Origin of the sequence: Saccharopolyspora erythraea NRRL 2338, assembly GCF_000062885.1 — a bacterium.
Lineage (GTDB): Bacteria > Actinomycetota > Actinomycetes > Mycobacteriales > Pseudonocardiaceae > Saccharopolyspora_D > Saccharopolyspora_D erythraea.
On sequence record NC_009142.1, the window covers coordinates 5,762,954 to 5,776,502 of the forward strand.

At 71.9% G+C, this 13,549-nt stretch carries 14 protein-coding genes; 7 read left to right on the top strand and 7 right to left on the bottom strand.

The genetic code is table 11. The annotated features are described in order from the left end of the window. Nucleotides 1-54 precede the first annotated feature (54 nt). From SACE_RS24870 to SACE_RS24890, 5 genes are read right to left on the bottom strand one after another with little or no spacing between them, the layout of a single operon-like run. Entirely contained in the window at nt 55-2,067 is a 2,013-nt protein-coding gene (locus tag SACE_RS24870) for a beta-galactosidase (protein ID WP_009942461.1), read from the bottom strand. Further along, nucleotides 2,064-2,903: a carbohydrate ABC transporter permease gene (locus tag SACE_RS24875; RefSeq protein WP_011874625.1), complete on the bottom strand. Its 840-nt coding sequence runs from the start codon at nt 2,901-2,903 to the stop codon at nt 2,064-2,066. Before SACE_RS24875 ends, SACE_RS24870 begins: the two co-directional genes overlap by 4 nt. Further along, nucleotides 2,903-3,793, bottom strand: a complete 891-nt coding sequence (locus SACE_RS24880) for a carbohydrate ABC transporter permease (RefSeq protein WP_031334171.1) — start codon at nt 3,791-3,793, stop codon at nt 2,903-2,905. Before SACE_RS24880 ends, SACE_RS24875 begins: the two co-directional genes overlap by 1 nt. Before the next feature lie 47 nt (nt 3,794-3,840). Beyond that, complete coding sequence (locus tag SACE_RS24885; RefSeq protein ID WP_231849771.1) at nt 3,841-5,151, bottom strand: ABC transporter substrate-binding protein; 1,311 nt, start codon at nt 5,149-5,151, stop codon at nt 3,841-3,843. An 18-nt stretch (nt 5,152-5,169) separates the two neighbouring features. Further along, on the bottom strand, nt 5,170-6,117 hold the full coding sequence (locus SACE_RS24890; RefSeq protein ID WP_009942457.1) for a dihydrodipicolinate synthase family protein: 948 nt from the start codon (nt 6,115-6,117) through the stop codon (nt 5,170-5,172). Nucleotides 6,118-6,402: 285 nt separating this feature from the next. Between SACE_RS24890 and SACE_RS24895 the strand changes: the two genes are divergently transcribed. Then, nucleotides 6,403-8,229: a sialidase family protein gene (locus SACE_RS24895; protein WP_231849773.1), complete on the top strand. Its 1,827-nt coding sequence runs from the start codon at nt 6,403-6,405 to the stop codon at nt 8,227-8,229. Beyond that, complete coding sequence (locus SACE_RS24900; protein ID WP_009942455.1) at nt 8,226-8,957, top strand: SDR family NAD(P)-dependent oxidoreductase; 732 nt, start codon at nt 8,226-8,228, stop codon at nt 8,955-8,957. Before SACE_RS24895 ends, SACE_RS24900 begins: the two co-directional genes overlap by 4 nt. Here the strand turns inward: SACE_RS24900 and SACE_RS24905 are convergent. Next, nucleotides 8,949-9,389 carry a nuclear transport factor 2 family protein gene (locus SACE_RS24905; protein WP_009942454.1) on the bottom strand — a complete coding sequence of 147 codons (441 nt, stop codon included), beginning with the start codon at nt 9,387-9,389 and terminating at the stop codon, nt 8,949-8,951. The genes SACE_RS24900 and SACE_RS24905 overlap by 9 nt on opposite strands. Before the next feature lie 132 nt (nt 9,390-9,521). Here SACE_RS24905 and SACE_RS24910 point away from each other — a divergent pair, with 132 nt between their 5' ends. Further along, nucleotides 9,522-10,037, top strand: a complete 516-nt coding sequence (locus SACE_RS24910; protein ID WP_009942453.1) for a GNAT family N-acetyltransferase — start codon at nt 9,522-9,524, stop codon at nt 10,035-10,037. Nucleotides 10,038-10,050: 13 nt separating this feature from the next. Here SACE_RS24910 and SACE_RS24915 read toward each other — a convergent pair whose 3' ends face one another. Next, nucleotides 10,051-10,806, bottom strand: a complete 756-nt coding sequence (locus SACE_RS24915) for a class I SAM-dependent methyltransferase (RefSeq protein ID WP_009942452.1) — start codon at nt 10,804-10,806, stop codon at nt 10,051-10,053. Between the two features lie 163 nt (nt 10,807-10,969). Between SACE_RS24915 and SACE_RS24920 the strand changes: the two genes are divergently transcribed. From SACE_RS24920 to SACE_RS24935, 4 genes are all read left to right on the top strand, one after another. Beyond that, nucleotides 10,970-11,458 (top strand): SixA phosphatase family protein, encoded by a 489-nt coding sequence (locus SACE_RS24920; RefSeq protein WP_009942451.1) that lies wholly within the window; start codon nt 10,970-10,972, stop codon nt 11,456-11,458. Between the two features lie 75 nt (nt 11,459-11,533). Beyond that, nucleotides 11,534-11,935 (top strand): RidA family protein, encoded by a 402-nt coding sequence (locus tag SACE_RS24925; protein WP_009942450.1) that lies wholly within the window; start codon nt 11,534-11,536, stop codon nt 11,933-11,935. An 87-nt stretch (nt 11,936-12,022) separates the two neighbouring features. Next, nucleotides 12,023-12,622: a cysteine hydrolase family protein gene (locus SACE_RS24930; protein WP_029621368.1), complete on the top strand. Its 600-nt coding sequence runs from the start codon at nt 12,023-12,025 to the stop codon at nt 12,620-12,622. A 7-nt stretch (nt 12,623-12,629) separates the two neighbouring features. Next, nucleotides 12,630-13,544, top strand: coding sequence for a GlxA family transcriptional regulator (locus tag SACE_RS24935; RefSeq protein WP_009942448.1), 915 nt, complete (start codon nt 12,630-12,632; stop codon nt 13,542-13,544). The last annotated feature ends 5 nt before the right edge of the window (nt 13,545-13,549 follow it).

Consider the following 13,549-nt stretch of genomic DNA (forward strand, 5'->3'; position numbering starts at 1 on the left):
ACGCATCCGGCCGCCTGTACTCCATTCGGGGAAAGTCACCGCTTGACCAGCGGATCACCGCTCCACGGGCTTGAGGACGGCGACTCCGCGCGGGGGCAGGGTGACCTCGGCGGCCTGTGCGCCGGTGAGCAGGTCGGCCGCGGGCCACGGCAGCCGCACCTTCACCTCGACCGCGTTGTGGTTGAGCAGGAAGAAGAACTCGCCTCGGCGGGTCGCCTGCACTCCGGCGGGCAGGTCCGCCAGCACCGGTTGGACACCGGCTTCCGCCGTCACGCGGTCGATCAGCGTGCGCATCGCCTCCGGCTCCGGGCGGGTTGCCAGGTACCAGGCCGCGCCGTCGCCGAAGGCGTGGCGGGTCAGCGCCGGGTGCCCGGCGAGCGCGCCCTCGGTGAACGTGCCGAGCACGCTCGCACCCTTGGGCTCGATCTTTTCCGACCACAGCGTCGCGCGGGCGGCGCTGCCGAGCAGTTCCACGCCGATGCCGGCGCCTTCGGCGAGCGGCTGGAACTCCGGGATCCGCAGTCCCAGCACCTCGCGCAGCGGGGCCGGGTAGCCGCCGAGGTGCACGCGGTCGTTCTCGTCGACGATGCCGGAGAAGAACGACACCAGCAGGTGCCCGCCGCGCCGGACGTGGTCGGTGAGGTTCGCCGCGGTCGTCTCCCGCAGCAGGTAGAGGTTCGGCACCACCACGAGCCGGTAGCCGGACAGGTCGCGGTCGGGGTGCACGACGTCGCATCCGATGCCGGCATCGAACAGCGGGCCGTAGTGGGCGAGCAACGCGTCGACCTGGCCCAGCTCCGACGGGTGGGAGTCCAGTTCGAGGGCCCACCAGCTGTCCCAGTCGAGGACGAGCGCGACGTCGTTGTCCGGGCGGGTGCCCGCCAGCTCCCCGGCGGCGGCCAGTTCGGCGCCCAGTTCGGTGACCTCGCGGAAGGTGCGGGTGTCGGTGCCGGCGTGCGGCACCATCCCGGAGTGGAACTTCTCCGCGCCGCCCGCCGACTGCCGCCACTGGAAGAACAGCACGCCGTCGGCGCCCTGGGCGACGGCCTGCCAGCTCCACAGCCGCATCTGGCCGGGGGCCTTGGCGGCGTTGCGTGGCCGCCAGTTCACCGCGTTGGGCGCCTGTTCCATCAGCAGCCACGGCTGGCCGCCGCGCAGCGACCGGAACACGTCGTAGGACAGGCCGGCCAGCACGTGGGCGCGCGGGTCGTGCGGGTCGGGGTAGGAGTCGTAGCCGACGACGTCCACTTCGGACGACCACGCGTGCAGGTCCAGGGTCCTGGCCAGCGGAACGTGGTTGGTGGTCACCGGGATCTCCGGCGTGACGCGGCGCAGGACCGCCTTCTCCATCCGCAGCAGCTCCAGCATGGTGTCCGAGGAGAAGCGGGCGAAGTCCAGCCGTTGCGCCGGGTTGGCGAAGGTCGGCGCGGTGCGCGGCGGCAGGATCTCGTCGAAGTCGTCGTAGCGCTGGGACCAGAACTTCGTCGACCACGCCTCGTTGAGCTCGGAGACGTCGCCGTAGCGCTCGCGCAGCCAGTCGCGGAAGGCCAGCGCCGAGCTGTCGCAGTAGCAGGCGCGGACGTGGCAGCCGTACTCGTTGCCGATGTGCCACAACGCCAGCGCTGGGTGCTGGGCGTAGCGTTCGGCGAGTTTCTCGACGAGCCGCAGCGCGTGCTCGCGGTAGACCGGGCTGGACGGGCAGTACGCCTGCCGGGCGCCCGGCCACAGGATGGTGCCGTCGGCGCGTTGCGGCAGCGTTTCCGGGAACTTCCTCGCGAGCCACGGCGGCGGCGAGGCGGTCATCGTCGCGACCGAAGCCGCGACACCGCCCTCGGCGAGGTTGTCCAGCACCTGGTCGAACCAGCCGAAGTCGAAGTCGCCGGGCCGCGGTTCCACCAGCGCCCAGCCGAAGATGCCCACCGACACCAGGGAAATCCCGGCCTCGCTCATCAATCGGATGTCTTCGCGCCACACCTCCCGCGGCCACTGCTCGGGGTTGTAGTCCCCTCCGTAGGCGATGGTGGCGATGCGCTCCCGGAATCGGCGGGCGGCCTGCGGTTCGGTCAAGACTTGACGCTCCCTTCGGTGAGCCCGCCCTTCCAGTAGCGCTGCAGGAAGAGCATGGCGATCATCAGCGGAACGACCGAGACGAACGCGCCGCCCACCGTCAGCTGGGTGAGCACCGCGTCGCGTTCGGCCGCGGTGGACCACGCCGCCAGTCCCAGCGGCAGCGAGTACAGGCTGCTGTCGGACAGCATCACCAGCGGCAGGAAGTAGTTGGTCCAGATCGCGACGAACTGGAACAGGAACACGGTCACCAGCGCCGGTTTCATCAGCCGCAGCACGAGCGTGTTGAAGATGCGGAACTCCCCCGCGCCGTCGATCCGGCCGGACTCCAGCAGCTCGTCGGGGATCGCGGCGTCGGCGTAGATGCGCGCCAGGTAGACCCCGAAGGGGCTGACCATGCTGGGCAGCAGCACGCTGGCGTAGGTGTTGGCCAGGCCCAGCGAGCTGAAGATGAGGTAGAGCGGCAGCGCCAGCACGGTGAACGGGATCAGCACCCCGCCGAGCACCAGGTTGAACACCATTTCCCTGCCGCGGAAGGAGAACTTCGCGATGGCGTACCCGCACGCCGCTGACAGCCACGTCCCGGCCAGCGCGCCGACCCCGGCGTAGAGCAGGGTGTTGGCGACCCAGCGCAGGTAGATCCCGCCGTCGTGGCTGAAGAGCTGCCCGAGGTTGGTCCACAGCCTCGGGTCGGAGAACCACAGCCCGCTGGAGCCGTAGAGGCCGGTGGTCGTCTTCGTGGCCGCCACGGCCAGCCAGTACACCGGCAGCAGGAAGTACACCGCCGCGACCGCCAGCACGGCGGTCACCAGGATCTTCGACGCCCGCTCCGGCATCACGCGCCCCTCCTTCCGACCAGCTTGAGGAACCCGAAGGAGAGCACGAAGCAGGTCACCGCGACGATGATCGACTGCGCGGCGGCCAGCCCGTAGTCGTTGTTGGTGAACGCCTCGGCGTAGGCGCTCATGTTCGGGGTGTACTCGACGTCGATGTAGCCGCTGAGCGGTTTGAGCAGCAGCGGTTCGGTGAACAGCTGCAGCGTGCCGATGATGCTGAACACCGTGTTGAGCACCAGGGCCGGGCGGATCAGCGGCAGCTTGATCCGGATCGCGATCTGCCACGCGTTGGCGCCGTCGATGCGCGCGGCCTCCTGCAGCGCGGGGTCGATGGCGTTGAGCTGGGCGATGATGACCAGCATGTTGTAGCCGGCGTAGGTCCAGGTGACGATGTTGGCGATGGACCACAGGATCGAGCCCGACGACAGGAAGTCGACCGGGATTCCCAGTGCGGCGAACAGCTCCGAGACCGGGCTGATGCCCGGGGTGTAGAGGAATCCCCACAGGATGGATGCGATGACGCCGGGCACGCCGTAGGGCAGGAAGTAGGCGCTGCGGAAGAAGCCCTTCCAGCGGGCGGAGGCGGTGTCCAGCAGCAGGGCGAGCACGGTCGCGCCGAGGATCATCACCGGAACCTGCACCACGCCGAACAGCAGGATGCGGCCGAACCCGGCGATGAATCCGGGATCTTCCAGCGCCCACCGGTAGTTGGTCAGCCCGCCGAAGACGTTATCGGCCCCGCCCAGGCCGAGCGGACCGCTGCGCTGCACCACCAGCAGGCTGCGGTGCAGCGTGTAGAGCACCGGGGCGATGAAGAACGCGAGGAACAACAGGAGGAACGGTCCGACGAGGCCGGCGACGGCCACTCTCGTCCCCTTGGTGCGGCGCATGCGACTCCTTTGTCAGCGCTGCTCGCGGCCACCGCGAGCGGTGGCGGTCAGGACCGGTGGGGCAGCCCCTTCTTCTCCAGGTCGCGGATGATCCGGGCTTCGGCGTCGACCGCGATCTCGCGCAGGCTCCGCCCGCCCGCGGCCATCCCCTGCAGCTCGGCGTTGATGTGCTCCAGCGCCTGGTTCGTGGTCGGCAGCCACTTCCAGCTGTTGTCCACCGACTCGCTGGATTCGCGGAACACGTCGTTGATCCGCTGACCGCCGAAGAAGCCGAACGCCTCGTCCATGGCCGCGACGTGGGAGAGGTCGGCCAGCGCCGGGAATCCCATGCCCTTGACGACGAGGTCGCTGACCGTGGCGGGGTCGGTGTTGAGCCACAGCGCGAACTCCAGGGCCTGTGAGGGGAAGCGGCTGCCGCGCACCACCGAGGTGGCCGAGCCGCCGAGGTTGGTGGTGCGCACCGGACCGGCCGCGTCCCACTGCGGCATCCGCGCCACCGCCCACTTGCCCGCCGTGTTCTCGGCGTTGCCCTCCAGCACCTCCGCGTGCCAGTGCGCACCGAGCAGGCTGACGATCCGGCCGTCCTGGACGCTCTTGTAGAAGGCGTTGCCGCTGTTGGGGATGGTGTCGACCAGGTCCCGGTCGATGAGTCGCTGCCAGAAGGCGGTGACCCGGTGGGTCGCCGGGTTGTCCACGTCGACCACCCACTGCCGCTCGTCGGCGCCGAACCAGATGGAGCCGGCCTGCCAGCACAGCGCGGACAGGACCTCGGCGTTGTTGGTCGGGAACGTGGTGAGGTAGGCGTCGTGCTCCCGCACCCGCTCGGCGACGCGCTCGAACTCCTCCCACGTCGCAGGCGGTGTCAGGCCCCATTCGTCGAAGAGGTCCTTGCGGTAGTACGTCGCGACCGGACCGGATGCCTGCGGCACCGCGTAGACCCCGCCGCCGAAGCTGACCTGCTCGTAGGTCCAGTCGACGAACTGGTGGCGGTGTTCGCCGACACCGAGCGGGGCCAGGTCGACGAGTCCTCCGTGGAGCACGGCGTTGGGCAGCTCCATGAACTCGATCTGCACCAGGTCGGGCACGGCCCCTGCTTCCAGCGCGGCGTAGAGCTTCGGGTACGCGCCGTCAGCCCCGGCGGGGACTTCGACGTAGTGCACCTGGATGTCCGGGCGCTGCCGGTTCCAGGTGGCGACGACCTCGTCCATGCCGGGCACCCACGCCCAGAACTCCAGTTCCACCGGTTCCCCCGGCATCGCCGGTCGTCCCGGCTGGGGAGCCGGCTGCTGCGTGCACCCGGCGGCGGCGAGCCCGGCGGCCGCGCCCGCGAGCGCGCGAAGGCCCTGGCGCCTGGTCATCTTCGAGGTCCACATAGGTCACTCCGGGAGCAGAGCGGCCTCGACCAGGAACCGCCGCACCTCGGCGCGTTCGGCTTCGTCGAGCGGGATCATCGGGACGCTGGTCGTGCCGTGCTCGATCACTCCCCTGGCCACCAGCGCCTCCTTGAACGCCCCGATCGCCGAGGAGTACCGGCTCATCGGACGCCGCATCCCCACCTTGATCAGGTGGAACAGCCCGCGCAGCCGCACCTGCTCGGACTCGGCCAGCGCCCAGTCGCCGGCGGTGGCCGCCCGGTGCAGCCGCAGGTAGCCGTCCGGGTCGACGTTGCCGAGCCCGGGCACCAGCCCGTGCGCACCGAGCCGCAGCCCGGTGTCGGCCATCGTCTCCGAGCCGCTGAACACCAGGAACCGGTCGGTGTCGACGGTCTCCAGCACGGTGCGGATACCGTCGAGGTCGTCGCTGGAGTCCTTGAGCCCGGCGAGCGTGCCGTCCGCGGCGAGCTCGGCGACGGTTTCCGCGGCGAGCTTCGTGCCGACCGACACCGGGATGTCGTAGGCCAGCAGCGGCAGGTCGACCGCCGCCCGGATCCGGCGGAAGTGCACCGCGATCTCCGCCGGGTGGGTCGGCACGTAGAAGGGCGCCGTCGCGACCAGGGCGTCCGCTCCGTGGCGCCGCGCGGCGCGCGCCTGCTCGACGACCCGTGGCGTCGCGGTGTCGATGACTCCCGCCAGCACCGGGACCTGCCCCGCGCTGACCCCGGCCACGACTTCGAGAACGCGGTGGCGCGTGCTGTCCGGCAGGTAGCCGACCTCGCCGGTCGAGCCGGTGACGAACAGGCCGTGGACGCCCGCGCCGAGCAGGTGCCCGGTCAGCTTCTCCAGCGACGGCACGTCCAGCTCCCGCTCCGGGGTCAGGGGCGTGCACAGCGGCGGGACGACCCCGCCGGCGATCGGGACCTCGGTTTGCGGACCGGGCTGGGCCATTGCGCTCCTCGGACTGGTGGTCGATTCGACCATTGTGGGCATCACACGTGGGACGTAGGATGTCCTGCGATGTGTGCAAGCTAGCGGGCGGGCCGGGCGATGACAAGTGGTCGTCCGAACCGGGACGCGAGTGGCCGCACCGTCGAACATCCGGCGTCAGAAGGGTTTTCGGCGTCCATGAACCGATTCCGCCCCGCTCGACCGTCCGCTGACCACCGACCGGAGCCCGCCTGCCGACCGCGCGCCGCGCACCGGCTGCGGGTGCTCGCTGCGGCCGTCGTGACCGTGACCGCGAGCAGCGTCCTGGCCGCACCCGCCCACGCCGCCGGCCCACCCGGCGGTCCGGCGGACTTCACCGAACAGGCGCTCTACGCCCGGGGACTGGCCGGTTACGCCTGCTACCGGATCCCGGCCATCGTCCGGACGACCGCCGCCACCCTGCTGGCCTTCGCGGAGGCACGGCGCAACGACTGCGGCGACGACGGTGACGTGGACCTGGTCGTGCGGCGCTCCACCGACGGGGGCCGGACCTGGGGCCCGGTCCAGCTCGTCGGCGACAACGGACCCCACACCTTCGGCAACCCGGTTCCGGTCGTGGACGCCGCTACCGGCCGCGTCGTCCTGGTCACCACGCACAACCCCGGCGACGTCGACCGCGACCGCACCGTCCACGTCCAGCACAGCGACGACGACGGCCGGACCTGGAGCGCGCCCCGGGACATCACCGCGCAGGTCAAGGACCCTGCGTGGGACCGCTGGTACGCGACCGGGCCGATGCACGGCATCCAGCTCACCCGCGGCGAGCACGCCGGACGGCTCGTGGTCGGCGCATCGCACGAGTCGGCCGACGAGCGCCAGGTCGGCGGTCACCTCGTCTACAGCGACGACGGTGGGCTCAACTGGCGGGTGGGCGCCAACGCCGAGCACCGGCCCGACACCATCAAGCCGCAGGAGATGAGCGTGGTGGAGCTGGTCGACGGCCGCGTGTACGCCGCGGCGCGCGACCAGGGCGGCACCGATCCCGGGCACCGCGCCTTCGCCGTCTCCGCCGACGGCGGCGAGACGTTCGAGAAGCCGTTCCGCACGATCCCCGAGCTCCAGACGCCGATCATCCAGGGCTCGGCGCTGCGCTGGCGGGCCGTCGACGAGGGCGACGCAGGCAACCGCATCCTGTTCTCCGCACCCGCCCACCCGGCCGGGCGCGAGGCCATGAGCATCCGCTCGTCCTACGACGAGGGCGGGAGCTGGGAGAGCTGGCAGGACGGCAAGATCGTCCACTGGGGACCGTCCGGGTACTCCGACCTCACCGCGATCGACGAGGACACGATCGGACTGCTCTACGAGCGCGGCAAGGGAAATCCGTACGAGGAGATCGTGCTCGCGCGCTTCGGCGAGGCGTACCTGGAGCAGCCCAACGGCACACCGCCGAACTTCCCGGAGCCGCCCGCGCCGGGTCCGACGACTCCGGACGTGTCGAAGAACGCGCACACGGCGTACGTGCGAGGAACGCCCGGCCTGACCGAGGGCCGGTTCGGATCCGCGTTGGCGGCCACCGGCGGGCAGCACGTGCACGTCCCGCTCACCGACGAGCTCGACCTGCGCTCCGACGACTTCACCGTCACGGCGTGGTTCTCCTACGACCAGACCGCCGGAGCGCACACCCTCCTCTGGGCCTACCGGATGGGTTCGGAGAACACCCCGCAGCTGTGGCTGCGCGCCGAGCCGGGGAGCAACCGCATCCGCGCGCACCTGGCGGCCGAGGAGGGGCACGCCACCATCGCCTCGACGTCGGCGTTCAACGACGGGCGCTGGCACCACGTGGTCCTGCAGCGCGGCGGCGGGCGGTTCCGGATGATCGTCGACGGTGCCGAGGTCGCCGTCGCGGCGGCTCCGCTCGGCTCGGTGTCGGCCGGCGGCGCGGAGTTCGGGATCGACGGCGTCCACATCGGACAGCGGGTGGACGGTGCCGACCGCTGGCACGGCGCGCTGGACGAGGTCCGAGTCTACCGGCGGGCGCTGCCGCGGGGCCAGCTCGACGCGATCCGGGCGGTGAACCGCCCGATCGGCGCGGGCCTGGAACTGCGGCTGCCGCTGGACGGGGTGGGCCGATGAGCGCGCTCGGCTGCGCGGTGGTCACGGGTGCCGCGTCGGGTATCGGCGCGGCCGTGCTGCGGTGCTTCGCCGGGGCGGGGAACCCGGTTCTGGGCGTGGACGTCGACGACTCCGGGCGCCGGCTGGCCGCTGACCTGGCGGCCTCCGGCGCCGAAGCCACGTGGATCACCGGCGACGTGGCCGTCGAGGAGACCTGGCAGCGGGTGGCCGAACGGACTCCGCGCATGCACGTGCTGGTCAGCAACGCCTACGCGGTGGCGGTGAAGCCGCTGCACGAGACGGCGCCCGAGGAGTGGCGGCGGCAGCTCGCGGTGAACCTCGACGCCGCGTACCTGGGTTTCCGGGCGTGCCTGCCCGCCCTGCGGGCAGGTGGTGGCAGCGTCGTGCTGGTGTCGTCGGTCCACGCGCACGCGGGCATCCCCGGTCACGCGGCGTACGCGGCGAGCAAGGGCGCGCTGCTGTCGCTGACCGGTCAGCTCGCCGTCGACTACGGGCCCGGGATCCGGGTCAACTGCGTCCTGCCGGGTCCGATCGCGACCGCCGCGTGGGACCGGGTCGACGCCGAAGGGCGCGAGCGGAGCGCGGCGAGCACCGTCATGGGCAGGCTCGGCGAGCCGGCCGAGGTCGCCGCGGCGGTGCACTTCCTGGCGTCCGCGCAGGCGTCCTACATCACCGGGAGCAGCCTGGTGGTCGACGGCGGCTGGACGGTTCGCAAGGACTCAGCCTGAGCACGCCTTCGCGATCGCCGCGGTGTCCCAGTAGAACGGGCGCACCTCGGCGAGCCCGCGGTCGCGGATCCGGATGTGCTGGAGGATGGGGAACTCCAGCTCGGTGCCGGTGGCTCTGGCCCGCGCCCTGATCCGGCTGAGCACGACCGCGGTCGCATCGCCGAACCAGTAGTCCTGCTCGCCGATGTCGAAGCGCTCCCACGTCCGGCTCATGGTGGCGAAGAAGCGCTCCAGGCCGTCGTGGCCGCGCCAGGTCCCCGAGTACGGCAGGCCCGGGTCCTGGTGCAGCACCACGTCCGGGTCGAGGTGCCGCGCCACTCCGGAGAAGTCGGCCCGGCCCGGGCCACCGGCGGCGAGGTATTCGGCCTCGGCCGCGTAGAAGTCATCCAGAGCGGCGGAGAGCTGGTCGGTCTCGGCGGTTCGTGGGGTCATCGTCGTCGTCCTCGTCGTCGTGCCTCTTGCGGTGCACCTCGAGTCAATCCGCGCCGGGGAGCCGAGCCAAGCGGGTTTCGGACATCGCACTGCGAATCGGAAACCGTTGGACAGCGCCCGAATACTGTCCACATGGGCATCTCCCCCGCGGTCGGCGACCAGCACCGCATCACCGCCACCCCCGTCGACGATCCGGTCTCGGCGGTGCTGCTGCGCACCTACGTCGACGAGGTGGCGAGCCGGTACTACGGGCGGCAGGCCACCACCGAGGAGATCGACCGCGCCCTGGCCGAGGACCCCAGCGACGACCTCCGCCCGCCGCACGGCGCGTTCCTCGTCGGGTGGGACGGCGACACGTCCGTCGGCTGCGTGGCCGTCCGGCTGCTGTCACCGGAGATCGCCGAGATCAAGCGCATGTACGTCGCACCGCGGGTGCGCGGCCTGGGCTGGGGCGGCCGGCTGCTGGTGGCGGTCGAGGAGCACGCCCGCTCGCTCGGGGCGTCGCTGCTGCGGCTCGACACCCGCGCCGACCTCGTCGAGGCGCGCGGACTCTACGCCAAGCACGGCTTCGCCGAGATCCCGCCGTACGCGCGGCGCAAGTACGCCGACCACTGGTTCGAGAAGCGGATCGCGGCGGGGCAGTTCTGAGACGCCGGTCCCGTCACTTCCGGCACTCGATCAGGAAGCGGGTCGTGGTGGCGACGAAGGAGCCTTCGGCCTCGATGCGTTCGTGCAGGGAGCGCAGCTGCGGGCGGTACCGGTCCACCGTGAAGCCCGGGACCATCCAGATCACCCTCCGCAGGAAGTAGACCACCGCGCCGATGTCGAAGAACTCGGTGCGCAGGGACTCCGAGCGCAGGTCGACCACCTCCAGCCCCGCTGCCTGCGCCGCCGCCCGGGCGTCGTCGGGATGGCGCTTGCGCCGCACCTCCCGCGGTTGCGGGCCCAGGAAGTGCTCGACGAGCTCGAAGACGCTGGCGGGGCCGACCTGCTGGGAGAAGTACGTGCCGCCGGGCCGCAGCACGCGGGCGATCTCGGGCCACCACGTGGTCACCGGGTGCCTGCTGACGACCAGGTCGAACGCCTCGTCGGCGAACGGCAGCGGCGGCTCGTCGGCGTCGGCGACGACCACCACGCCGCGCGGGTGCAGCAGCCGGGTCGCCTCGGCGATGTTGGGCGGCCACGACTCGGTGGCCACCGCCAGCGGCGGCAGCTCCGGCACCCCGGCCAGGGCCTCCCCGCCGCCGGTCTGCACGTCGAGCGCTGCGCGGGCGGTGGCCATCCGCTCGCCCATCATGCGCTGGTAACCCCACGACGGCCGCTGCTCGGTGGCACGTCCCTCCAGCCACGAGAAGTCCCAGCCGTCTACGGACACGGCGGCACCCTCGGCGACCAGCTCCTCGAAACCACGGGACATGCCCGGATTCTCGCAACCCCTCGAGAACGGGGGCCACCGGATTTCACCGCGGACGCCAGGGCCGCGGCCACATCGCACCGGGCCGCGGCCACCGGGCCGCGCCCGCGTCGCGGTACGGCTTTACCGTGGTGCTGAACCGAAACTCGGAACCGATGGAGTGGGCATGACGGGTAAGAACCGGACGCTGATCGTTTGCCGGCACGCCAAGGCCGACCGGCCCGACGGCGGGTCCGACTTCGAGCGCCCGCTCGCCGCCCGCGGGCGCAAGGACGCGCCCGTCGCGGGCAAGTGGATGCGCAACAACGCGCCCGGTGTCGAGCTCGTCGTCTGCTCCCCGGCGCTGCGGGCCAAGCAGACCTGGGAGCTGCTGGGCGCAGAGCTCGCGTCCGCGCCGACGGTGCGCTACGAGCAGGACGTCTACGACGCCACCACGGGCGATCTGCTCGCGGTCGTCAACGGGCTGCCCGAGATCGTGCGCACCGTGCTGCTGGTCGGCCACAACCCGGGTTTCGAGGGGCTGGTCTCGCTGCTGACGAGGCGGACGCACGAGATGCGCACCGCCGCGGTCGCCGTCCTCAGCGGCCCCGGCGACTGGTCGGAGATCACGCCGGGATGGGCGGAGCTGGTGGGTTCGACCGTGCCTCGCGGCTGACCACCGCGGAAGCTCCGGCGGGCATATCCTGGCGACGCTGCGACACTTTTCCCGCGACAGGAGATGGTCGGCCAGATGTCTCGCATCATCACCAATCCCGCCGTGCTGCACGATCCGGTCCCGTTCGGCTACAGCCACGTCGTCGAGGCCACCGGCGGGAACCCGGTGTTCATCGCCGGCCAGTACGGCTCCGGCGATGACGGCCAGGTCGTCTCGCCCGGCTTCGCCGAGCAGGTCGAGCGGGCCTTCGCCAATCTCGGGACCGCGCTGACGGCCGTCGGCCTGACCTTCGAGCACGTCGTGCGCGTCGGCACCTACGTCGTCGACCACGACGCGGACAAGCTCCACGTGCTCGCCGGGCAGGTCGAGCGCACCTGGGGTGACCGGCCGCCGGCGCAGACCCTGATCGGCGTGGCCTCCCTCGCCCTGCCGGACATGCTCTTCGAGATCGACGCCGTCGCAATCCGCCCCGCGTGACCGGCGCCCGGCGCTGACCGGATCGTTCCGCACGGCGGCGCGATGATGCCTTCCCGCCGCCGTGCCCTCCCGGCAAGACTTGCCGGCGTGAACAGAGCACTCCTCGTGATCGACGTCCAGGAATCCTTCCGGCAGCGCCCGAACTGGGCCGCCATCTCCGAGCCACGGATCGCTGAGCAGGTCGACCGGCTGGTGCGGATGGCCCGCGACGCGGGCGACCTCGTGGTGTGGGTCCTGCACACCGAGCCCGGCACAGGCAACGTCTTCGACCCCGAGAGCGGGTTCGTGCGCCTGCTCGACGACCTCCGGCCGCAGCCGGGTGAGCCGGTGCTGACCAAGACCTCGCACAACGCCTTCACCACCACCAACCTCCAGCAGACGCTGACCGCGCACGGCATCCGCGAGCTGGTCGTGTGCGGCATCCGCACCGAGCAGTGCTGCGAGACCACGGCGCGCGTGGCGTCGGACTACGGCTACGCCATCACCTTCGCCGTCGACGCGACGGCGACGCAGCCGATCCCGCACTGGGACGCCCCGGCGGACCGGCCGCTGGCCGAGGTCCTCGCCGACCCGCGCACCCTCGGCACCGACGAGATCATCGCCCGCACCCGCTACGCCCTCGCGGGCCGGTTCGCCACCATCGCAACCGTCGACGAGCTCACCGGTGCGACCAACCCGGTAGGCTGACCGGTTCGTGACCCGCGTCGTCTTCGTACTCGTCCCCGGCGTGCACCTGCTCGACCTCGCGGGACCCGCGCAGGTGTTCTCCACCGCCGCCCGGCAGGGACTCGGCTACACCTTGACCTACGTCGCCGAGCAGGCGTCGGTGCCGACGGCGCAGTCGCTGCCGGTGCACGCCGAGACCGGGTGGCCCGAGCTGTGCGCGGACGACCTCGTCATCGTTCCCGGCTGGCAGGGCGACTTCCTGCCGCGTACGGCCGTGCTCTCCGATGCTCAGTTGCGCGGACTGCGCGCGCACCACGCGCGTGGCGGCACAGTGGCCAGCGTGTGCTCCGGCGCCGACGCGCTGGGCCGGGCCGGGCTGCTCGACGGCCGCCGCTGCACCACCCACCACGAGTTGCAGGACCAGCTGGCGGCGCGGTACCCGCGGGCCCACGTCGTGCGCGACGTCCTCTACACCCTCGACGACCGGGTGGTCACCTCCGCGGGCATCGCCAGCGGGATCGACGTCGCGCTGCACCTGGTCGCCACCGGCCACGGACCGGCCGCGGCGGCCCGCATCGCCCGCGCGATGGTCGTCTACGCCCGCCGCAACGGCGACGAGCCGCAGGCCAGCGCCATGCTGCGGCACCGCGGCCACCTCAGCGACGCGGTGCACCGCGTCCAGGACCTGCTCGACGCGCGGTTCGCCGAGCGGCTGCCGCTGGCCCGGCTGGCGGCCGAGGCCGGGTGCAGCGAGCGGACGCTGACGCGCGGCTTCACGCGGGCGACCGGGCTCACGCCGCTGCGCTACCAGCAGTTGCTGCGGCTGGAGCGGGCCGAACACCTCATCGGCCAGGGCGCGACGGTCGACTCGGCGGCCCGGTCCGTCGGGTTCGAGGACGGCCGCATGCTGCGGCGCCTGCGTTCACGCGCCGCGGACGCGTGAACGCG